This is a genomic window from Fusobacterium sp. SYSU M8D902 (assembly GCF_040199715.1).
Taxonomy (GTDB): domain Bacteria; phylum Fusobacteriota; class Fusobacteriia; order Fusobacteriales; family Fusobacteriaceae; genus Fusobacterium_A.
In genome coordinates, this window is record NZ_JBEFNA010000021.1 from 1 (window position 1) to 20,760 (window position 20,760).

At 32.3% G+C, this 20,760-nt stretch carries 24 protein-coding genes; 5 read left to right on the top strand and 19 right to left on the bottom strand.

Annotation, left to right across the window (positions count from 1 at the left end):
* Positions 1-86: 86 nt before the first annotated feature.
* From ABNK64_RS07995 to ABNK64_RS08085, 19 genes are all read right to left on the bottom strand, one after another.
* The gene (locus tag ABNK64_RS07995) at positions 87-371 is read right to left on the bottom strand and encodes a type II toxin-antitoxin system RelE family toxin (RefSeq protein WP_349764058.1); all 285 of its coding nucleotides are present in this window, start codon (positions 369-371) and stop codon (positions 87-89) included.
* Positions 352-636 (bottom strand): hypothetical protein, encoded by a 285-nt coding sequence (locus tag ABNK64_RS08000; RefSeq protein ID WP_291258756.1) that lies wholly within the window; start codon positions 634-636, stop codon positions 352-354. Before ABNK64_RS08000 ends, ABNK64_RS07995 begins: the two co-directional genes overlap by 20 nt.
* A gap of 175 nt (positions 637-811) precedes the next feature.
* Complete coding sequence (locus ABNK64_RS08005; RefSeq protein ID WP_300342740.1) at positions 812-1,567, bottom strand: MIP/aquaporin family protein; 756 nt, start codon at positions 1,565-1,567, stop codon at positions 812-814.
* A gap of 18 nt (positions 1,568-1,585) precedes the next feature.
* Positions 1,586-2,413: an ethanolamine utilization protein EutJ gene (gene eutJ, locus ABNK64_RS08010; RefSeq protein WP_291256691.1), complete on the bottom strand. Its 828-nt coding sequence runs from the start codon at positions 2,411-2,413 to the stop codon at positions 1,586-1,588.
* 20 nt (positions 2,414-2,433) lie between these two features.
* Positions 2,434-2,991: a BMC-T shell protein gene (locus tag ABNK64_RS08015; protein WP_291256690.1), complete on the bottom strand. Its 558-nt coding sequence runs from the start codon at positions 2,989-2,991 to the stop codon at positions 2,434-2,436.
* A gap of 72 nt (positions 2,992-3,063) precedes the next feature.
* Positions 3,064-4,470: an aldehyde dehydrogenase family protein gene (locus ABNK64_RS08020; RefSeq protein ID WP_349764059.1), complete on the bottom strand. Its 1,407-nt coding sequence runs from the start codon at positions 4,468-4,470 to the stop codon at positions 3,064-3,066.
* Positions 4,471-4,479: 9 nt separating this feature from the next.
* Complete coding sequence (locus ABNK64_RS08025; RefSeq protein WP_349764060.1) at positions 4,480-5,469, bottom strand: cob(I)yrinic acid a,c-diamide adenosyltransferase; 990 nt, start codon at positions 5,467-5,469, stop codon at positions 4,480-4,482.
* 12 nt (positions 5,470-5,481) lie between these two features.
* Positions 5,482-5,754: a EutN/CcmL family microcompartment protein gene (locus tag ABNK64_RS08030; RefSeq protein WP_291256687.1), complete on the bottom strand. Its 273-nt coding sequence runs from the start codon at positions 5,752-5,754 to the stop codon at positions 5,482-5,484.
* 14 nt (positions 5,755-5,768) lie between these two features.
* A complete protein-coding gene (locus ABNK64_RS08035) occupies positions 5,769-6,470 on the bottom strand; it encodes a flavoprotein (protein ID WP_291258751.1) in 702 nt (233 codons plus the stop codon).
* 55 nt (positions 6,471-6,525) lie between these two features.
* Positions 6,526-7,146, bottom strand: a complete 621-nt coding sequence (locus ABNK64_RS08040; RefSeq protein WP_349764061.1) for a phosphate propanoyltransferase — start codon at positions 7,144-7,146, stop codon at positions 6,526-6,528.
* A 9-nt stretch (positions 7,147-7,155) separates the two neighbouring features.
* Positions 7,156-7,434 carry a propanediol utilization microcompartment protein PduA gene (gene pduA / locus ABNK64_RS08045; RefSeq protein ID WP_176846659.1) on the bottom strand — a complete coding sequence of 93 codons (279 nt, stop codon included), beginning with the start codon at positions 7,432-7,434 and terminating at the stop codon, positions 7,156-7,158.
* Between the two features lie 27 nt (positions 7,435-7,461).
* Positions 7,462-7,875 (bottom strand): BMC domain-containing protein, encoded by a 414-nt coding sequence (locus ABNK64_RS08050; protein WP_291256684.1) that lies wholly within the window; start codon positions 7,873-7,875, stop codon positions 7,462-7,464.
* Positions 7,872-8,246 carry a glycerol dehydratase reactivase beta/small subunit family protein gene (locus tag ABNK64_RS08055; RefSeq protein WP_300342641.1) on the bottom strand — a complete coding sequence of 125 codons (375 nt, stop codon included), beginning with the start codon at positions 8,244-8,246 and terminating at the stop codon, positions 7,872-7,874. Before ABNK64_RS08055 ends, ABNK64_RS08050 begins: the two co-directional genes overlap by 4 nt.
* Position 8,247: 1 nt before the next feature.
* A complete protein-coding gene (locus ABNK64_RS08060; protein WP_349764062.1) occupies positions 8,248-10,062 on the bottom strand; it encodes a diol dehydratase reactivase subunit alpha in 1,815 nt (604 codons plus the stop codon).
* Between the two features lie 21 nt (positions 10,063-10,083).
* A complete protein-coding gene (locus tag ABNK64_RS08065; protein WP_291256681.1) occupies positions 10,084-10,593 on the bottom strand; it encodes a diol dehydratase small subunit in 510 nt (169 codons plus the stop codon).
* A 22-nt stretch (positions 10,594-10,615) separates the two neighbouring features.
* Entirely contained in the window at positions 10,616-11,281 is a 666-nt protein-coding gene (locus ABNK64_RS08070) for a propanediol/glycerol family dehydratase medium subunit (RefSeq protein ID WP_349764063.1), read from the bottom strand.
* Between the two features lie 16 nt (positions 11,282-11,297).
* Positions 11,298-12,962: a propanediol/glycerol family dehydratase large subunit gene (locus ABNK64_RS08075; protein ID WP_291256679.1), complete on the bottom strand. Its 1,665-nt coding sequence runs from the start codon at positions 12,960-12,962 to the stop codon at positions 11,298-11,300.
* Between the two features lie 53 nt (positions 12,963-13,015).
* Positions 13,016-13,807: a propanediol utilization microcompartment protein PduB gene (pduB, locus tag ABNK64_RS08080; protein ID WP_291258744.1), complete on the bottom strand. Its 792-nt coding sequence runs from the start codon at positions 13,805-13,807 to the stop codon at positions 13,016-13,018.
* A 110-nt stretch (positions 13,808-13,917) separates the two neighbouring features.
* The gene (locus ABNK64_RS08085) at positions 13,918-15,024 is read right to left on the bottom strand and encodes an iron-containing alcohol dehydrogenase (protein ID WP_349764064.1); all 1,107 of its coding nucleotides are present in this window, start codon (positions 15,022-15,024) and stop codon (positions 13,918-13,920) included.
* 135 nt (positions 15,025-15,159) lie between these two features.
* On the opposite strand from ABNK64_RS08085, the gene ABNK64_RS08090 reads away from it, so the two are divergent.
* The 5 genes from ABNK64_RS08090 to asrA all read left to right on the top strand — a co-directional run bounded on the left by ABNK64_RS08090 (position 15,160) and on the right by asrA (position 20,758).
* Positions 15,160-17,073, top strand: a complete 1,914-nt coding sequence (locus ABNK64_RS08090) for an ATP-binding response regulator (protein ID WP_349764065.1) — start codon at positions 15,160-15,162, stop codon at positions 17,071-17,073.
* Positions 17,070-17,741: a response regulator transcription factor gene (locus ABNK64_RS08095; RefSeq protein ID WP_291256675.1), complete on the top strand. Its 672-nt coding sequence runs from the start codon at positions 17,070-17,072 to the stop codon at positions 17,739-17,741. The genes ABNK64_RS08090 and ABNK64_RS08095 overlap by 4 nt, the downstream gene beginning before the upstream one ends.
* A 15-nt stretch (positions 17,742-17,756) precedes the next feature.
* Positions 17,757-18,572: a PocR ligand-binding domain-containing protein gene (locus ABNK64_RS08100; RefSeq protein WP_349764066.1), complete on the top strand. Its 816-nt coding sequence runs from the start codon at positions 17,757-17,759 to the stop codon at positions 18,570-18,572.
* Between the two features lie 114 nt (positions 18,573-18,686).
* Positions 18,687-19,556 (top strand): LysR substrate-binding domain-containing protein, encoded by an 870-nt coding sequence (locus ABNK64_RS08105; protein WP_349764067.1) that lies wholly within the window; start codon positions 18,687-18,689, stop codon positions 19,554-19,556.
* Between the two features lie 164 nt (positions 19,557-19,720).
* Complete coding sequence (gene asrA, locus ABNK64_RS08110) at positions 19,721-20,758, top strand: anaerobic sulfite reductase subunit AsrA (protein ID WP_349764068.1); 1,038 nt, start codon at positions 19,721-19,723, stop codon at positions 20,756-20,758.
* Positions 20,759-20,760: the final 2 nt, after the last annotated feature.

Below are 20,760 nucleotides of genomic sequence, written 5' to 3' on the forward strand. Positions count from 1 at the left end.
GATATTAATTAAATTATACTTATAATTCATCAATAATCAAGAGAGATTTTTATTTACACAAAATTTTTTATACTATCCCTTGGTGATTAGTTACCTTTTTTATAAATGTCTCCACGACTTCCTATATCTAATACTATAACTACAATTTTATCTTGATGAACTTCAAATAAAGCTCTATTACTTCCAATTCTTAATCTATAGGTATATTCATTAGAACAATGGTATTTTTTAATATCATATTTTTTTACATTCTCATTACTTTCAGTCAATTCTTTAAAAGCCTTGTAAAACCTTAATCCTTCAATTTTATTAGACATTAAAAATTTTTCAGCACTCTTTTTATATAGAACCTTATAATTGTAGTAACTCATCTAAAGAAATCTCCCTACCCTCATCAGTATCATTTTCTAATTTTTTCATTAATTCATCAATTTCTTCTTGCTCTTTGCTATCTACATATTCACAATTATTAGCTAAGAATTGAGCTAGATCCTGTTTTTCAGTTTCTTTTATATAATTAAGAGTTGCTGTTCTCATTACTTCAGAAAAAGATTTTCCTATTTTTTTACAAAAATCTTGAATGATTTGGTTTTCTTCTTCTGATAAAGTAATATTTTTTCTTAAAGCAATTCCCATAAATATACCTCCTTATATGTATAGTGTGTGTTATAAGTATAGTATATAACGAAAAAGAAAAAAAGTAAATAAAAAAATTCCTTTTGATAAAATTATTATGATACAAAACATATAGCCACTAAAACTAAAAATAGGAACTTTCAAATTTTTGAAAACTCCTATTTTTTCAAATATCTTAACTAAATAAAGCTTGATATACCAAAGCTCCTATTACCCCTCCAAGGATAGGTCCAACTATTGGTACTAAAGAGTAGCCCCAATCTGATCCCCCTTTATGTTTTATAGGTAATAAGGCGTGCATAATTCTTGGTCCTAGGTCTCTTGCTGGGTTTAGAGCATATCCTGTTGGTCCACCAAAACAAAGTCCCATAGCCCACACTAAAAATCCAACTAATAATGCTCCTAAAATTCCAATACTTCCTGTTGCCTTATCTCCATTTGAAAGAGTAAATTCAACTAAAGTATTATGTGAATTTCCTAATCCTAAGATTGAAAATATAAATATTGCTGTTGCTATTACCTCAGTAACAGTATTCCACAGATAATCTCTTATAGCAGGACCTGTACAAAAGATCGCTAATAATGCTCCTGAATCAGTTTCCTCATCAAAATGCTTTTTATAAGCTAAAAACATCAATAGACTTCCAAACATTGCCCCTAATAATTGAGCTATTATATACCCAGGTACAAACTGTAAATCTAAAGCACCTATAGTTGCTAAGGCTATAGTCACAGCTGGATTAAGATGAGCTCCACTCACCCAACCTACAGTATATACTGCCACAGCTATTCCCAATGCCCAACCTGTTGTTATTACCATCCAACCAGCATCTTTTGCCTTTGATTTTGTCAAAACAACATTGGCTACAACTCCTCCCCCAAAAGCAGTTACCATTGCTGTTCCAATAAATTCTGCCAAATAAACATTCATACTTTACCTCCTAATAGATTATTGTATCTCTAACCCTGTTAAAGCTATTCCTAGTGGTGTTACTAATAATGGTTTATATGTTTTTATGATATTTTTCTTTAATTCCTTTCTAAAAACCTCTTCAAACTCTGTAAAGGTACAAGCTCCTCCAACTATATAGACATCTTCCACATCAAAATCTTGTAGGAATCTTTTTACTATATGAGCCATTTTTTCAACAACTGGTCTTATTATTGGAAAGATCTCCCTCTCTCTTGAACTATCTTTTTTCAACTCTTCAGCCTCAGAAAAAGTTATCCCATAATTTCCAGCTAATACCAGTGACATATGTGTACCACCAGTAGGCTCATCAGCTGTAAATATCACCTCTCCATCTTTTATCACACTTATACCTGTTGTTCCTCCACCTACATCTACTACTGCACCATTTTTTATTTTTAAAACTTGTGCTGCTGCTGTTGGTTCATCTACTACCTTTTCTACATCTATTTCAGCAGAATCAATAACATTCACTATAGCTTTTACACTCCCACTCTCTACTCCTGGTGGAATTGCTGTATATCCCTTTGTTATCTCAATCCCCAATCTCTCCTCTAATCTTGCCTTCATCTCTCTTACTATTCTTATTGCTCCAACAAAATCAACTACGATTCCATCTTTTACCACTGAAGATTGATAAACTTCACCAGCTACTGGATTTCCATCTTTATCTACAACACTCATAACAATATTGGCAGTTCCTAAGTCTACACCAACATAAAATTCGCTCTTATCAAAATCTAAAATTGGTTTATCTATAACTTGATCAAATCTTTTAATGTACTCATTTACCCTATTTAAATCCATATACTCTCTCCATTCTTTCACTAGATTTTAAAGCTCTTTAAAAAATTTTCAGAAGGTGAGTTTATAGATTCTGCACTTACCAACTCTTTTATCCCTCTACTTTTTACTCTCTCAATTGCATTTTTTACTGCTGATGTGTCCCCTTCAAATAAAACGACACCCTTATCAAACATTCCAACTCCAGCTCTAATTGTTATGATCTCAACTGGACTCTCATCTTCTAAAAAATCTCCTATCTCGATAGCTCTAATACTGTTTGAAAACTCTATTAACCCCAAACTTCTAACCTTGTCTTCATATTTTATAGCCCTATTTAACTTTCCTAAAATACTGATACTCACTCCACTGACAACTATTTTGCTTATATTTTTATCTGAATATTTTGACTTTAGCTCTTCAAGATAATTATCTAGGGATACAATTTCACCCTGTAAACCACTACATACTATCATATATTTTCCTGGACATAGGATACCCACTCTTTCTATATCTACATTAAAATTTTTAGTAATCTCATCTAAAAATACAAATCCTGTCCCTATACTCCTAAATTCTAAAAGTAAAAGTGTTTTTTTCATCTATGTCCTCCCTTCAAATTTTGGTATAGAAGGATGAAAACTTCATCCTTCCTATCAAAACTCAAATTTTTTCTATTTTATTGAAAGTCCTCCAACAAGAACACATCTTCTATTTCTAGCAAAGCTTTTTGCAGAAGTTAATCCCTCTCCAGTAGGTCCTGCTATAGTAAATGTAGTATGTCCCTCTCCACCTACTCCTATTCCTGCATATGAAGGTCCATTTTTAACTAAAATAGTTGTCTCCATCTCTCTTGCATATTTTGTTAATACATCTATATTTTTTGAGTGTATCATTGAAGTGTGTCTTAAGCCATGCTCTAACTCCTTAGAAACTTCTATTCCTTCCCAAGCATCTTTGACTCTTATAATTGGAAGAATAGGCATCAACATCTCTTTAACTGCAAAAACATGTTTTTTGCAAGTCTCCATTATGATTACTCTAACTTCATCTCCAACTTCTATTCCTATATCTTTTAATATAACTTTGGCATCTCTTCCCACATATTTTCTGTTAGGTTCTCCATTTTTTAATGTTATCTCTGCCAATTTTTTTATTTGTTCCTCATCTTTTATTAAATATGCACCATTTTTTTGCATCTCAAATATTAAATAGTCTGTAATTGAGTCTACAGCTACTACCTCTTTTTCAGCTATACAAGGAAGGTTGTTGTCAAAACTACATCCTGCTACTATATCTCTTGCAGCCTTTTCTATATCTGCTGTTTCATCTACTAATACTGGTGGATTTCCAGCTCCAGCTCCAATAGCTTTCTTTCCACTAGACATTACACTTTTTACTACACCTGGTCCTCCAGTTGCAACTAGCATCTTAACATCTGGGTGAGCCATCAATTTATTTGTATTCTCTATACTTGGCTCATCAATAGTTACCACTAAGTTTTCTGGTCCTCCTGCTAATCTTATAGCTTCATTTACAAGCTCTACTGCTCTTAAAGATGTTTTCTTTGCTCCTGGATGTGGAGCGAAAACTACAGCATTCCCAGCTGCTATCATTCCTATTGAGTTACATAGTATTGTTTCACTTGGATTTGTTGAAGGAGTTATTGCTCCTATTACTCCATATGGAGTTAATTCTAAAACTGTTAATCCATCATCACCACTAAAAGCAAATGCTCTCAAGTCTTCAACTCCTGGTGTTTTTTCTATTGTAACTTGATGTTTTAGAGCCTTGTCATACACTCTTCCCATTCCAGTTTCAGCTACTCCCAATTCTGCTAACTCTTGAACATATTTTGCTAGATGCTCTCTTATTGATTTTATTATCTTATCTCTAACTTCCAATCTTGAATCAAATAGATCTCTTTGAGCCTTTTTAGCTGCTGCTACTGCCTCCTCAACACTGTGAAATACTCCATTTTTTCCACAACAAGCTGTATTATCTCCTTCAAGATTTAGCTTATTAAGCTCTTTCATTATTAAATTAACTACTGTTTCCATATTGTTTGCATCTATATTCATCTTTTCCTCCTATATCTTCTCAAAAGCTTCAACACAAGCTTTGGCTACTGCTGTATCCTCTTCAACACTTCCACCACTGACTCCTACTGCTCCAACTATCTCTCCATCTATCTTCAGTAGTTCACCACCACCAAAAACTATATATCTACTATCATTTTGTAGTCCATATAGTGATCCTGTTGGTTTAGTTAATTCTGTTAAATCAGAGGTAGCTATTTTTAAAGCTGCTGCTGTATAAGCTTTTTTAAAGGCTATATCTATACTTGCAAAAATAGCTTCATCCATCTTTGCTTCCAAGATAAGTTTTCCATCTTTACTCACTACTGCAATAACAAAATCTAATCCTAATTCCTTAGCTTTTCTCTCACCTGCTTCTACTATCTTTTTAGCACTCTCTAAATTTAATCTTTTTTGAACAATATTTAAATTATTTAAAATCACTTTTGAAATTGTTTTTACTTTTATATTATCTTCTACTACTCTGGAAATTACAAATAACACATCTGATACTCTATTTACATATTTTAATAGGCTTGGATCAATACCCTCTTCTCCCTTTAGAGCTACCATTCGTCTTTCACTTCTTCTCACTACTGTTCTAGCTATATGTAAACTTGCACTCTCTATGCTCTCTCCAGGGATTATAAATTTATATAGTGGAAGTAGTGTCTTAGAATACTTATCTATTACTCTTTCTAGCTCCTCAATATCACTATCCTCTATACTCTCTTTGAGCTTTCCTATCCCTTTTTTATCACTAGCTAGATGAGCTCCTACTACTAAAAATTTTTCCTGTATTTTATATAGAATATCTTTTAACTCCCTATCTTCTAATCTGGCTCTAGCTTCTCCTATAAAGGCTGCTGCCTCATCTATACTGCCATAAGCCTCCACTTTTAGACTATCTTTGGAAATTCTACTTCCTCCAAATAATCCTGTTTCTCCTGAGTCACCCTTTTTTGTATATACCTTTATCAAATTGGTGTAGACATCTTTCAACTGTATCACCACCTAATTTTTTTCTATTGTATCTATTATTGCCACAATAGCAGAATCAATAGCTACATTTCCATTTTCAGCAAAAGCATAAGCAGATACACTTCCTGTTGTAATTAAAACTAAATCTCCTATTCCCGCTCCTACACTATCTATGCTTACAATCCTCTTTTCATTTACTAGATTTCCGTCCATATCTACTGGAGCTGTAATTAGGATCTTCTTTCCATTCAATCCCTCATCTTTAGTTGTAGAAACAACCTTTCCAACCACTTTTGCTAAAAACATAAGACCACCTTCCACTATTTTTCCTGCTTAAACAAAATTCTATTCTCTTGAGCTTTCTCTTTAGCTAATGTTGTAACAATAGCTTCTTTAGAAATTATAACCTTCTTATCTTTTATACTAAAGATATCATCTGCTGTAATTATCTTTTTATCCTTCAAATTCAAGTATTGATTTTTTTGCTCTTTCAATACATAGTCAGCTAAATCTTTACTTTCTACAAAAGCTATTCCATAACTTTGTAATTTCTTTATATTTAAATTTAGTTGTTTTCCATACTCATTATCATCTCTAACTCTACATGAATCATACACAGCAACTATTTTTTTCCCAGCCAAAATCGCCTTTGATATCACATAGGTTGAGATATTATCTCTTATTCCCACTGCTACTTTTGCACAAGTATTTTTAGTCAATAGTGGTAACAAGATAATTTCATTTTGGTTTATCAAGCTACTACAATTCTCCATTGTAATGTTTTCTTTTATCTCGAAGTTTTTAAATTTTTCCTCTCCAACTATCTTTTTCCCAGCTTCTGAAAAAATTACCTCTACTTCATACTCCTGTTTTATCTTCTCTAACTCTACTAATATTTGATCAAGATTAGCAGTTCCACCATTTATTATTACTAATCCTCTCTTCTTTTTAGAAATACTCTCTTCCTCTAATCTCTTTAGTACCTCTTTTACTATATAATCTACCATAAGATTAAATTCCATTTTACACCCCTTTTATCAGGGTTTTTATTTAGAGGACACCCTAAGGTGTCCTCTCTTAATCCCTTATTATTTTTACATAATCATCATTTTTAAGTCCAGCAGCGTTGGCTTCGTCCATATCTAAATGTATCTCCTTTGCCATATTACTTCCTACTCTCAAAAGTACATTGTATAGCACTACTTTTCTTTCACCAGAAGTCTCTACTTTTACAAGTTCTCCATCTTTATACCCTTTTATATCAGCTATATATTTAGGCATATGTATGTGTCTTCCAGCTACTATTACTCCTCTTTCTTTAACAATACTTCCCTTTGGACCTATTATTTTTATTCCAGGAGTTCTATCCAATTTTCCTGACTCTCTTATTGGAGGTTTAACTCCTATTTTAAAACTATCTGATATTGATACCTCAACTTGTGTCTCTTTTCTCACAGGACCTAAGATTCTCACACCTTCAAATCTTCCTTTTGGCCCCTCAATAGTCACTGTTTCCTTTGCAGCAAACTGACCTGGTTGTTTCATATCTTTCATCTTAGATAAGCTGTATCCCGCTCCAAAAAGCTCTTCTAAATCCTCTTGAGAAAGGTGTATATGTCTATTTGAAACTCCAACTACCACCTCATCAGAGATAACTTCATTTAGAACCTCTCTCAATGTACTCTCTAATGATTTCATAACTCATCACTATTTAACTAATTTTGGAAGTAATTTTTCTGTATCTGTATGTGGTCTTGGAATTACATGAACTGATTCTACTTTTCCTACTCTCTCAGCTGCTGCTGCTCCTGCATCTACTGCTGCTTTAACAGCTCCTACATCTCCTCTTACCATAACAGTTACTAATCCAGATCCTATTTTTTCATATCCTACTAACTCTACATTAGCTGATTTTGTCATTGCATCTGCTGCTTCTATTGCTCCTACTAATCCTTTAGTTTCTATTAATCCTAATGCGTTTCCCATTTTGATTCCTCCTTGTTATTTATCATTTTATTTGTTTTTTCTATTTTTTTTACCAGTTGTTTCAACTACCTCTATTTCAGTAGCTTCTTTCTCTTGCTCTACAACCTCTTCTACCTGTTTCTCTTCTACTTCCTCTTTTATCTCTTCCACTACTTCTTCTGTCACTTCAGTAGGTTCTACCATTTGTCCCACTTCAACAGAAGGTCTTGCTATAACTAATTTACTAACTACAGTAGTCAATCTCTCAGCAGCCATAACTCCAGCTTCTACTGCTGCTGTTACTGCAGATACCTCTCCTTCTATCTTAACAGTAACCATTCCACCACCTTTTGTAAGCTCAATTCCTATCAATCTTACATTGGCAGCTTTTACAGCTGTATCTCCTGCTTCTATTGCTCCCACTAGACCAACTACCTCTATCAATCCTAGTGAACTTATCATTTTTCCCCTCCTGTCTCCTCTGGGATAATAAATGGATTTCCCTTGATCAATCTCGCACCATTAATTCCCAAAGCCCTTAGGATATCATTATTGCTATGAATATCATATTTAAATAATGGTTTTTCTAATTTTAACTTCTCATGATAAAGAGTGATCTCTTCTCTTCCAATCCCTATTCCTACCTGTAGCTTAGATTCTTTTGCTCCGTTATACCCCAATATCTTAGCATCAGACTCATTACAGCTCCTTAGTATAAATGGTATCTCTTCCTCTTCTATTCCCCATAGAATATTACTCAATCTCTCATCTATCTCTATTTCTGAAAAATAGAAAATATTAATTCCTATCTCCTCTTTTTTTCCTCTCTGCATATTACTCACCTTCATAAGAGAGAGCTAATCCTGTTGCAACTGCATTTCTTGGTCCCTCTACTCCTCTTATATTTCCTCTTCCTGCTACAACTCCATAGTATGATAGTTTATCTGTAACCATTTGAGGAACTTCAAAGTCAAGTGATGAACCTCCTACAAGTACCACATGCTCTATATCTCTTATATTTCCACTTGGAGTAACTTTCTTCAATGCCCTTACAGCATTTACCACAAAGACCTTCTCCTTAGCATCCCTTCTCACTCTCTTAATCTTCTCAATAGGTTCATCTAATTCCGATGGAATCATTGCACCCTCTTTTAAGATTACTACCCTTGCAAATGTTTTTGGATCCAGTGGTTCATCAAAGAATTGAACACTTCCATCTTCATGTCTTATATGAAATAAACTCTCCACTTTTGCTAATGGATATTTTTTTATATCTTCAGCTAAATCAAAGTTGCCTAACCCTAGCTCTTTATCTATTAGCATTGTTACCATATTTCCAGCCCCTGCCAAGTGACAAGAAGCTATCTTTCCATCTCTAGTTATTACAGAAGCATCTGTTGATCCTGCTCCCATATCTATTATAGCCAGTGGTTTATTTGTTCCTGGTGTTGTTAAAGCTCCTATTATTGCCATCTCTGCCTCTACTCCTCCAACTACAACCCTCTTTTGGAGTTTTTCTTGTAGATCATTGGCTATCATCTCCATTTGTAATCTATCAGCTTTTACCATTGCAGCTAATCCAATGGCATTCTCCATTGAAAACTCCTCTGCAATTCCCCCTTTGACCTTTTTAGGAACAAAAGTATTCACTGCCAATAGATCCTGAATATTGATATTTTTAGGATCTTGGTTAGTAAGTTGTGCCATTACAATTCTTACTTTCTCCAACATTCCCCCAGCATTAGTTCCCTTTTCTCCCCAGATATCAGTTACTGGATAACAAACTTCTAAAGCTTCCATTATCTCCTCAGCACCCTTATCCACAGGGATATCTCTATTTTTGCTCTCACCAGCTATATGTATAGATCCTGCTGGAATAACTCTTGATTTTACATCTCCCTTTGGAGTTTTTATAACAACTGCTGATCTATTTCCTATTAATGCTCTTGAAATTGGAACTATCATCTTAGTCTCTTCTGAATTTAGCTTAAATAAAGTTGCTATTCCATATGGATTGGAAAGCATTGAGATTACTTTTCCCTTCTCTGCCACTTCCAATGCTGTCAACATATTTACTGGTATCTTTTCAAAATAAAGTACTTCATCTACAATTGGCATCTTTCTATTTAATCTATTATTTATTAAGACTGCATCATCTTTTTGAGCTATAGCACCCTTTATCTCAACTCCTCTTTCCACCCACATATTTATTATGTTAGCTGCTTCTTGGAAGTCTATCTCTTTTGAAATAAGTGCCACTATCTCTTTTCCAATCATAGTATTATCTATTTTTTCAATAGGAGTGGATATCCCCACTCCTATCCCTGCTCCTCCTGGAGTAGTAGGATTATGACCTATCATAGTAGATTCTGTTATTATAGTCTCTGTTATAGTTTCCATAGCCACATCTCCAATTACTGGAGCTGCCTCATTTATTCTCACCAAAGATAATTCAGAGATATCTCTTCTGGCTTTTTTAAAAGCTTCATTTAAAGATGAGAACACTCCCTTCACATTCTCCTTAGTTCCTTTTATTCCAGTTGTCTTAGCTATTCCACTACTCAAAACTCTTATATCTTTTCCATTTACTTCAGCTAGAGTACTCTCTGTTGTTGCATTTCCTATATCTATCCCTATAATAAGTTTCATTCTTCCTCCCTACTGGAAAGATTAATCTTTTCTTAATCTATCTCTTTTTTCATATAGTTCTGCTGCCTCTCTTACAAATTCAGCATTTACTTTTGCAGCATATTTATGCTCTAACTCATCAGCTATCTCTAATAACTCTGCTTTTGTTGCTCTATATGGTCTTAAATAGTTATATATCTCTAATATTCTATCGTCAGGTATAGATATCAATTCTGCTGCTCTTCTTAAGTTTCTTGCAAAAGAGTGTCTATTTACACTCTCAGCTACTTGAGCTTGCATCTCAAGAGTTTCTGGAGCTATTCTACAGTCTGCTGCTCCTATTGTTCCATTCATTACATTTTCCATTGTAAACTCATCTAATTTCTTTCCAGTAGCTGATTTTACTACATCTGCTTTTTTCTTGCTCAATGGATAATCTTCTTTAGTTGTTGTTCCGCAAGTTTTTGTTACTGTATTTATACTATTGCTCTCTCCTTTAGCCATAGAAAGCATAACTTCTCTTATCATTTTTTCAAGTAATTGTTGGTCCAAATCATTCACCACCCTTAAATTCTTATTTGAAACTTACTTTTAATTCAACTGGTTTAGCGTTTACTACAACGTGTTCAGTCTCTTTGATATGTAATAATGCTGCAATAGCTTGATATTTAGGTCTTGCCATCTGATCGTTCATTTGAGTTACTGGTTTTGGAGATTCTCCTTTAGCATACTTAGCAGCATTTTTTCCTATCATTCTGTAGTGCTCTCTCTCTAATAATGGAGCTTGTGGGAATAATTCTAAGTTAGTTAATGGGAATAGATCTTTTTGGTGAATTACTGTTGTCCCTTTAGATTGTATTCCTATTCCTATTCCTGATCCACTTAATTTTGCTCCGTCATTTGCTAGTATAGAAACATCTGAAGTTCTTAAAACTCTAATTACTCTTGGAGTTAATCCCTCTTCCTCTATTCCAGCCATCAACTCTTTTAATACATCTATATGTGGTATATGAGTTATTGTTTCAGTTTGGAATTTTCCAAAAGCTGGTGCTAAAGCTATTACCACTTCATCACTCTTTGTACTCTTCTTAGCTTCTCCAGCTTCCTCTATAACTAAATTTCCAGATGTAACTACTTTTTTCTCCTCTTTTACTGGAGTAGGAGTAGCCACTTCCTGTCCTGCATATCTTCTTATAACTTCTTCTATTAATCCTCTGATTTCATTTTCATTAAGTTGCATCTGTTACCTCCTACTACTATTTGATTTTTGATGCATCTACTGCATTTCCAATATTTGAAAGTTCTTCCCATCTTTCTGCAGAGATTTGATATCCTGTTCCAGGTCCACTGTAATCATTTCTATCATTAACTGCACTGATTACATTGAAATCTCTATCTAAGATAGCTGATGTATGTAAGTGGTCTCCTGCTACTCTTAATTTCATAAGTTTTAGTAGATCAGATGCAACATCATCAAATCCTTTTGTTTTAAGAGCTTTTACAACGTCCATTCCTGTAATTCCTCTTTCCATCATCTCTGTTGCAGCTTTCATATCTGCTACCATATCTCTTTCAGGCATATCTTTACTTCCATGAGCATATGTTGCTGCTTCTACCTCTGCATCTGTAATCTCTGGTAATCCCAATGCTTCAAACACAGCTTGAATTGCTTTAGCAGCTTTATTTCTAGCTCTTACAACATCTTCCTCTTTTACTGGTCTCAATCCAGCATCTATTTTAAGGTCTCTTTGAATTATATTCCAGTCATCATAGTCTTCTGCGTCCCAGTTTGATCCTGCAAACATATTGTCATAGTTAGGTGTTGAACTGTATCCTGAACAGATAAAGTCAGTTCCAGGAATCATTTGCATTAGTGATCTTGCTACTCTTCTTAAATCTGAGTGAGTAAATGTTTGGTCATTACTTGATGCACACTCTAGGTCTAACATCATAGCTACTAAGTTTTCAGCTAATATCTCTCTTACTCCACTTGGTACTGCTCCTGGTACTCCTACACAACTTACTGAACCATTTTGAATTCCTTGAACCCCTGCTCCTTTAGTTATGAACAAGCAACGAGCTTCTAGGTATAACATTGAACATCCTTCAGCATATCCCATCAATACTTCTGATCCACTTCCAGATGTATATCTCATTTTTAATCCTCTAGATGCATAAGCTGATGCTAAGAAAGATTTTGACCATGGAGTGTCATCACCATCTATAAATACTGGCTCTGTTCCATATACTGATACTGTTTCTGCATAAGCAGTAAGTCCTCTCATTCCTAATAATAACTCTGTAGCTTCCTCAACTGAACATTGAGTAAGTATTCCAGGTCTACCAACTTGTGATCCAACCAATAGAGCTATTGCATTGAAAGGAGCATATCTTGTTACAGCTACTGTTGTTTCCTCTTCAGCAAATCCTCTCAATGAAGCTTCTGCTGCATCTGCAGCTATCTGTACTGGATTATCTTTTAAGTTAGTAACGTGACATTGGTTAGAAGGAGTTTTTCTAGCTCTCATCTTGTTAACTGCCATCATCATCTCTAGTACAGACATTTTTCCCATTACCTCTGCAACTTTTGCAGGAGTTAGAGATAGAGTTATCTTTAATATCTCATCTCTAGATACATTTATGTCTACAAGTTTTCTAGCTATTTCTAATGAATCCATAGCCATAACTTTTTCTGCATTCTCTACTACTATTCCATAATCTGCTATAAAGTGATCTAGTAAGTCAAAGTCCTCTCTTCTCTTACCATCTAGTTCAACTATTTTTCCATTTACAACCTTTACACTTGGTTTTGGATCCAAAGGAGAGTTCATTGATATTAACCCTACTTCTGGCCACTCTTTTACATATCCATCTTTATTTACAGGTCTTTCACCTAACACTTCAAAACGTTTTGATCTCATTATAACCTCCTATTTATTTCCTCCATATCTATTCTTCAATAATGAGCCTCTCTCTAAATATATGGAGTTGATGATGAAGGAGCTGGTCCTCCTAAAGTTTCAAGTAATTTAACTCCTACTTCTTTAGCTGCAAGTATTGCTTGTCTTACTGCTCCAGAATCTCCACATATTGTTAATATTACTTCATTTGAGAAACTTGTTCCTTTTGCTGGTGAACTATATCCTAAAACTTCAACATTAGCTGCTTTAAGAGCTATATCTGCTATTACTACCCCTATTGCTGCTGGAGCTCCAACTATTAGACCAAAAGATTTTCCTAGTGGTGCATTGAAAGCTTTGTTACAAGCATATGATGCTCTTGCTGTATATTGTAATTCAATATGCCCTGCATCATTTCCATATACATCTCCAAATTTTTCAGTTACTGCTGCTATTGCAACCTCTACTGCCCTTTTAGCATCTGACACATCTTCAGCACCAAATAATATTAATGATCCGTGTCCTGCTCCACCTTTTGTATCTCTAGGAAGTTCAATAGCAATAACTTCTGTATTAGTTGCTTTTACAGCTTCATCTGCTGCCATAATAAATGGTCCTGCACCTGTTCTAGCTCCAATTATTCCAATTGAACGATATTTTTTATCTAATCCCATAGCTTCGTGAAGAGCTGGATCTACATTTGCTATTACAAGCCCTATTCCATCTCCATGTGTTGTTACTCCAACAAATTCAGTTAAACGGCACTCTCTTGCAGGTGCACACTCAACTTTTGGAGCTTCTCCACTCTTTTCTTTTAATTTTTCCATCACTTCTGCCATCATTTTTTCAACTAAATTGTCTTGCATTAAATTACCCCCCTTAATACTAGTCTCTATTAAAAAACATATCACATTGTAATTATAAAAATGTAAAATGTCAGAAAAATGTCATTTTTTACTTTTAATAAAACAGATTTTTAATATATCATTTCAAAAATCTTTTTCATATCCTCCAGTGTAACTCTCTTTAAATTTCCTGATGTACATATATCATTCATAGCTACCTCTGCCATCTCAGGAATAAGAGATCTATACAAACTCTCCTCTACACCCAAATCTCTAACACAGCTTTGAATTCCCAATTTCTCATTTAATACCTCTATAGCTATAGCTAAACTCTTTGCTCCCTCTTCAATTGTATTTGCTGGTAACTCCAACTCTTTAGCTATCTCATAATATCTTCTTGCTGTTTCTAAATCTGTTGAATTGAATCTAATCACATATGGTAAAACTACTCCATTTGCTCTTCCATGAGCCTTATGAAATTTTCCTCCTATGTTATGGGCTATACTATGATTTATTCCTAACCCTGCCTTCTCAAAGGAAAATCCAGCTATACATGAAGCTTTTCCCATCTCTACTCTAGAATCTCTATCAGCTATATTCTCAAACATCTTTAAAAGATTTTTGAATATAGTTTTTATTGCATAAAGTGCATATATCTGTGTATAAAGATTTGCTCCTTTAGATGTGTATGCTTCTATTGCATGAGTTAATGCATCTATTCCACCATCTGCTACCACTGATTTTGGTAGTGTTTTTGTAAACTCTGGATCCAATATAGCTATCTTTGGTATCATCTTATTATCTTTAATTGGTATCTTCACCATATTTTTTGTATCAGTTATAACTGCATAAGAGGTGACCTCTGACCCTGTTCCACAAGTAGTTGGAATAGCTATCACTGGAAGCTCTATTCCAGATCTCCCCATAAAATATGAAACTGCCTTAGCAGAATCCAGTGTTGATCCTCCACCTAAAGCTATAATCTTTTCTGGAGAAAACTCAACTACTTTCTCTAGTGCTTTTTTTATAGAATCTAATGACGGATTCACTTCAATCTCACTGAATACTTCATAAACAATACCTTTTCTTTTTAAAATATCCTCTATTTTTTTACTCATTCCAATTTTTTCCATCATTGGATCTGTCATAAAAAAATATTTTTTACAAGATATTTGATCTAAAACTTTTTCTGTGTCTATCCCTGCAAATATCTCTGTATCTGCCTGAAATATCTCCATTTTTATCCCCCCTTAAAAAAAAGTAGTTGCTATATTTTTAATATTCATATATTATTAAAGTAAAATGTCACATCAATGTCACTATATATTTTTTTAAAACATTATAACTAAAATTTATACTTAGTGGGGTAGGTTATGAAAATACATAAAAAAATAGCTTTTTTCAATACGATTCTTTTTTCTTTAAATACTTTATTGATAATTTATCTTTTAAAACCTCAAGAAAATTTCTCAATATTTAATAATTTTTTATATGTTAAGATTTTTTTTATAACTATTATTTTCTTTCTGATCTCAAATTTTTTAGCAAAGTTCACTCTATTAAATATCTATAAAACAATAGAGAAATTTGATGAGATCATCTCTCTTGTAAATGATAAATTTATCAATGAATTAAAGAAAGAGTTCTCTAATATGGAAGAGTGTCTCTATCAAGTTTTCTCCTCTATTAAGATTGATATTTTAGATATCTTAGTCAAAGAGGGAGAGATAAGAAAAGAGAAGGAGAAAGCCCAACTTTTAAGTGATGAGCTCCAACAATTAAATAAAAATCTTGAGGAGATTGTTTTACAAAGGACAAAAGAGTTAAGTATCTCAAAAGAGAATGCAGAATCAGCAAATAGAGCAAAAGATGAATTTCTAGCCAAAATTAGCCATGAGATGAGAACACCACTCACACCTATTATTGGTTATTCAAGATTACTTCTCAAAGAAAATGTGGATCCTAACTTCAAAGAAAAGTTGGATATCATTCATACCTCTGGAGTTAAGCTACTAAACTTTACAAATGAACTTCTTGATTTTTCTAAAATAGAGTTGGGAAAAATTGATTTAAATTATGAAAGTTTCTCTGTTAATGAACTTTTTCAAGAGATTTACTATGAACACAATGCTCTCGCCTTACAAAAAAATCTTAAGTTTGAATTGGAGTTTTTACAAAAAGATAAATATATATACTCAGATAAGATGAAAATTTATGAAATTGCTAAAAATATTATTCATAATTCTATTAAATATACAGAAAAAGGATTTGTATTATGTGAAATTGATATTAAAGATAATTACCTATATTTTAATGTTTATGATAGTGGTATTGGTATTGAAAAAGAGAATTTAGAATATATTTTTGAAAGTTTTGGACAGATTAATAAACTATCTTCTGGGGCTGGACTCGGTTTAAGCATTAGTAAAAAATTAATTGAAATTTTATTAGGAACAATCCAGGTAGAAAGTAAACCAAATGTTGGAACAACATTTAAAATAAAAATACCTATTGAAGTTTATTATAAATATGGTGAGAATTTTTCAACAGCTTTAAATAAACTTCTCAATTCAAATAATGAAAAACTAAAATCTATTATTCTTATGAGCATCTTAAAATTTCCAATCAGATTAAAGAAATTGAAAGATGCTTATAAAAAGCAAGATATAGATCTTTTAAGAGAAACCAATCACCTTATTCAGGGAACTTATGGTAATCTTAATCTCACTTTGATCTATGAAACATCTCTCAAGATATCTACAGAACTAAAAAAAGAGAACATCAACTTTAATGCTATTTTATATTTGATTGAAGAGATGGAGAAAATGACTCATACCTTGGATTACTCTGATCTATTTAATCAATATCTCAATTTTAGAGAGGAAAAACTTTCTCTTTTAATAGCTGAAGATGTAGAAGATAATCGAGAGTTTTTAAAATCAATTTTAGTTTCAGAAAATATTGAGGTTACCTGTGTTGAGAATGGTTTACTTGCCTTAAAGCAACTACAGACTAAAAAATTTGATGCCATATTCCTAGATATTAGAATGCCTGTTATGGATGGACTTCAAACTATAAAATATATTCGTGATAAACATCTATACACCAACACACCAATACTTGCTCTAACTGCTCAAGCTATTATTGGAGATAAAGAAAAATACTTACCATATGGTTTTGAAGGATATATCACCAAACCTATAAATGAGTCTGTACTTTTTAGTTATCTATATTATGTAGTCAATTGGAAGAAATTATTACCAGATGAAAAAGGGGAATTACAATGATAAAATTATTAATAGTTGATGATTCAGAAGAGACAAGAGAGCTCTTAAAAATGGTACTTTCAAAAAATACCAATTTGGATATCTCTGAAGCATACAGTTTAGCTACAGCTATAGAAGAGATAAAAAGAACCATACCTGATATTATTCTTTTAGATCTCTCATTACCTGATGGTAATGGAAGTGAGATCTGTAGTAAAATCAGAACTTGTCCCAATATTTATGGAAATCCATTTATTTTAGCTTTAACTGCTGATACATCTCAAGAGAGTGTCAACAAAAATCTTAGACTTGGTTGTGATGACTATATTAAAAAACCTTTTGATTTTACTGAATTATCTATACGTATTGAAAAATTTATTGAAAGAGTTCCTATAGTAAAAGATTATATATCCTATGAAAATATTAAGCTTTTCCCTAATAACAAAACTGTACAATACAATGATGTATTTGTCACTCTATCTAAAAATGAGTTTGAAATACTTCAATACTTCATATTGAACAGAGGGCTTCTACTATCTAGGACAAACATTTTAGACAATGTTTGGAGTGATAATTTTGATATCAGTGACAAAGCTGTAGATCAATGCTTAAAAAGATTACGGAAAAAATTACCTATACTTAATGATTTTTTAGTTTCTAAACGTGGATTTGGATATATTTTAAAATAAAGTTGAGGTATTCTTATGAAAAATAAAGAAAATTTATCAGAGTATTTAGATATTGAATTTTTTCAAACTATTCAAGATAAATTAGCATTTGAATTTGGAATTGGTAGTATTATCACCGATACTAATGGAAAACCGTTAACAAAACAGAGTAATTTTTCAGATTTTTGTAGCAAATGTATCAGAGGAACAGAATTAGGATTTAAAAGATGTATGGAGTGTGATTCCTATGGTGGAAATAAAGCTAAGGAAATAAAAAAACCTATCATCTATAAATGCCATGCTGGTCTTATTGATTTTGCTAGTCCTATCATTATAAAAGGAGAGATTGTAGGTTGTTTTCTATGTGGTCAGATACTCTCTGAAAAACCTGATGAAAATAAATTCAAAGAGATAGCTAGAGAGTTAAATATAGATGAAGAAAAATACATTACAGCTCTAAAAAAAGTTAGGATAATTCCATATGAAAATATTGAATATGCTGCTAATTTTTTGTATGAACTTTCATCAAAGCTCTCAAATTTTCTAGATTATCAAGAAGCTGGTATGAAAACAAGCAAATGCTGTTACAATAGTATTAGTAGATTTGATAATTTTTTGTGGAGACTTAAATTAAGAAACTTTATTACTAGTAATACCATACCAAATTTTCAAGGTTTTTTTAAGAGGGTCTATGATACCCTTTTTAAAAAATTTAATATTGATGATGAAAAATTATATAAAATTCAACACAATATCTCTTTCTTATCAGAAGAGACAAACAATATTTCACAAAAAATAAAAAATACAGAGAAAAATTACTCTAATTTTGACATAAACTCTTTTAAACAATAGGTAGAATAATTGTTCTACCTATTATTTAGTATTTAAATTTATAATATTTTGGAGAGATTTAACAAAACTTTAAAATAGGGAGGGAGTTACTGAAATTTATTCAGTAGCAGAATTATGAATTTAAAACATTTACTCATATTTATTGAGGTTGCTTCTTGTAAAAAAATGAGTTTAGCTGCAAAAAAACTATCCATGACACAACCTGCAGTAAGCAAGGCTATCTTAGATTTAGAAGAGTACTATAATGTGAAACTTTTTGAAAGATATCCAAGAGAGCTATGTATTACAGATATTGGAAAACTATTTCTAGTACACGCTAAAAGAATTACTAATCTCTGTAACATCTTAGAAGAAACAATGAAAAGCTCAAACTATATTCAACCTATACAGATAGGAGTAACTATAACAATTGGAAATTTCTTTTTAGAAAAGATATTAAATACATATAAAGGTAGAGATAAACTGAAAGTTTTAGTTAATAATACCAATAAAATTGAAGAAAAATTATTAGCTAATGAATTAGATCTAGGAATTGTAGAGGGAATTGTTAAGAGTAATCACCTCATTGTAAAACCTATACAAGAGGATAGATTAATCTTAGTTTGTGGAAAAAATCATAAATATTTTGAAAGAGATGAGGAGATAACACTACAAGAGTTGCAGTATGAATCCTTTATAATGCGTGAACAGGGCAGTGGAACCAGAGATATCTTTGTAAAATATGTAGAAGATAGAGGTTACTCTCTCAATATTGGCTGGGAGTGTAGTGAAACTAGTGTGATTATAAAGGGAGTTATAAACAATTATGGAATAACTGTTATCTCTGAATGCTGGGTACAAGAGGAATTAGATCAAGGTAAATTAAAAGTTATAAAATTAAAGGATTTTAACTTAACTCGAACTTTTAATTTAGTGTATCATAAAAATAAATTATTATCTCAAAACTTAAGGGAGTTGATCAATGAACTCTCTTTAAAAAAATAAAAATCAATAAAAAAAAGTTATATAACATACAACTAAAAGTAATATATATTTGTTAAATATTCATCAATAAGTCTTAAATTTGATCAGTTAAACTCTAAATAGTGATATAATTGAAAAAGGTAAATTAAAATATTAAAGCCATTAAAAGAAAAGGAGGAGTTTTAATGGGTTATAAGTTAACTTTTGATGAATTTAACGAAGTTTTAAAAGAATTAAGTAAGGAGAATAAGATCTATGCTCCCAAATGTTTTCCAAAACAAGGGAGATACTCTGATACTGATGTAATTAGATATGACAAAATTAAGTCAGCTGAAGAGATTGTATTTGATCTTAAATCTACTTATGCTGCAAAAGAAGTATATCACCCTATAACTGAAACTGTTTTATATTTTAACGATGGAGATTACAAAGAAAAGAGAGTTACTGATGATAGACCTATCATAATATTTGCTAGAGCATGTGATATCCATGCTATTGAAAGATTTGATGAGATCTTTTTAAAGAATGGTGGGTTTGAAGATTATTACTATAAAAGAGTTAGGGAAAAAGTGAAGTTTGTAGTTATGGAGTGTCCTACAAATGGTTGGGATACTTGTTTCTGTGTATCTATGGGAACAAATAAAACTGACAACTACATCTTCGGTGTAAAAGTAGATGGAGATAGTGTTTCTATCGAGATAAAAGATGAAGAGTTTTCAAAATATTTTGAAAATCAGGAAAAAATGGATTTCAATATCTCTTTTGTTGAAGAGAATGTAAGAAAGGTAAGAATTCCAAATATTGATACTCCTGAACTTAGAAATAAAGTTAAAAACTTAGATATGTGGAAGGAATTTGATAAGCGTTGTTTAATGTGTGGAAGTTGTACTGTAGCATGTTCTACTTGTACTTGTTTCACAACATATGATGTAAACTACACACCAGATTCAGATGCAGGTGAAAGAAGAAGAATAACTGCTTCTTGTCATGTTGATGGATATTCAGATATGGCTGGAGGTCACTCTTTTAGAAGAACTGCTGGAGAGAGAATGAGATTTAAAGTTATGCATAAGATACATGATCATATGGCTAGATTTAAAACTCATAATATGTGTGTAGGTTGCGGAAGATGTGATGATAGATGTCCTGTATTTATCTCTTTCTCAACAACTGTTAATAGATTAGCTGATGAAGTAGACAAATTGAAGAGAGGGGAGGAGTAGTA

What these genes read in the sequence shown, in the direction of transcription:
- ABNK64_RS07995 (WP_349764058.1), bottom strand. Translation starts at nt 371, where the DNA reads ATGAGTTACTACAATTATAAGGTTCTATATAAAAAGAGTGCTGAAAAA.
- ABNK64_RS08000 (WP_291258756.1), bottom strand. Translation starts at nt 636, where the DNA reads ATGGGAATTGCTTTAAGAAAAAATATTACTTTATCAGAAGAAGAAAAC.
- ABNK64_RS08005 (WP_300342740.1), bottom strand. Translation starts at nt 1,567, where the DNA reads ATGAATGTTTATTTGGCAGAATTTATTGGAACAGCAATGGTAACTGCT.
- eutJ (WP_291256691.1), bottom strand. Translation starts at nt 2,413, where the DNA reads ATGGATTTAAATAGGGTAAATGAGTACATTAAAAGATTTGATCAAGTT.
- ABNK64_RS08015 (WP_291256690.1), bottom strand. Translation starts at nt 2,991, where the DNA reads ATGAAAAAAACACTTTTACTTTTAGAATTTAGGAGTATAGGGACAGGA.
- ABNK64_RS08020 (WP_349764059.1), bottom strand. Translation starts at nt 4,470, where the DNA reads ATGAATATAGATGCAAACAATATGGAAACAGTAGTTAATTTAATAATG.
- ABNK64_RS08030 (WP_291256687.1), bottom strand. Translation starts at nt 5,754, where the DNA reads ATGTTTTTAGCAAAAGTGGTTGGAAAGGTTGTTTCTACAACTAAAGAT.
- ABNK64_RS08035 (WP_291258751.1), bottom strand. Translation starts at nt 6,470, where the DNA reads ATGGAATTTAATCTTATGGTAGATTATATAGTAAAAGAGGTACTAAAG.
- ABNK64_RS08040 (WP_349764061.1), bottom strand. Translation starts at nt 7,146, where the DNA reads ATGAAATCATTAGAGAGTACATTGAGAGAGGTTCTAAATGAAGTTATC.
- pduA (WP_176846659.1), bottom strand. Translation starts at nt 7,434, where the DNA reads ATGGGAAACGCATTAGGATTAATAGAAACTAAAGGATTAGTAGGAGCA.
- ABNK64_RS08050 (WP_291256684.1), bottom strand. Translation starts at nt 7,875, where the DNA reads ATGATAAGTTCACTAGGATTGATAGAGGTAGTTGGTCTAGTGGGAGCA.
- ABNK64_RS08055 (WP_300342641.1), bottom strand. Translation starts at nt 8,246, where the DNA reads ATGCAGAGAGGAAAAAAAGAGGAGATAGGAATTAATATTTTCTATTTT.
- ABNK64_RS08060 (WP_349764062.1), bottom strand. Translation starts at nt 10,062, where the DNA reads ATGAAACTTATTATAGGGATAGATATAGGAAATGCAACAACAGAGAGT.
- ABNK64_RS08070 (WP_349764063.1), bottom strand. Translation starts at nt 11,281, where the DNA reads ATGCAACTTAATGAAAATGAAATCAGAGGATTAATAGAAGAAGTTATA.
- ABNK64_RS08075 (WP_291256679.1), bottom strand. Translation starts at nt 12,962, where the DNA reads ATGAGATCAAAACGTTTTGAAGTGTTAGGTGAAAGACCTGTAAATAAA.
- pduB (WP_291258744.1), bottom strand. Translation starts at nt 13,807, where the DNA reads ATGCAAGACAATTTAGTTGAAAAAATGATGGCAGAAGTGATGGAAAAA.
- ABNK64_RS08085 (WP_349764064.1), bottom strand. Translation starts at nt 15,024, where the DNA reads ATGGAGATATTTCAGGCAGATACAGAGATATTTGCAGGGATAGACACA.
- ABNK64_RS08090 (WP_349764065.1), top strand. Translation starts at nt 15,160, where the DNA reads ATGAAAATACATAAAAAAATAGCTTTTTTCAATACGATTCTTTTTTCT.
- ABNK64_RS08095 (WP_291256675.1), top strand. Translation starts at nt 17,070, where the DNA reads ATGATAAAATTATTAATAGTTGATGATTCAGAAGAGACAAGAGAGCTC.
- ABNK64_RS08100 (WP_349764066.1), top strand. Translation starts at nt 17,757, where the DNA reads ATGAAAAATAAAGAAAATTTATCAGAGTATTTAGATATTGAATTTTTT.
- ABNK64_RS08105 (WP_349764067.1), top strand. Translation starts at nt 18,687, where the DNA reads ATGAATTTAAAACATTTACTCATATTTATTGAGGTTGCTTCTTGTAAA.
- asrA (WP_349764068.1), top strand. Translation starts at nt 19,721, where the DNA reads ATGGGTTATAAGTTAACTTTTGATGAATTTAACGAAGTTTTAAAAGAA.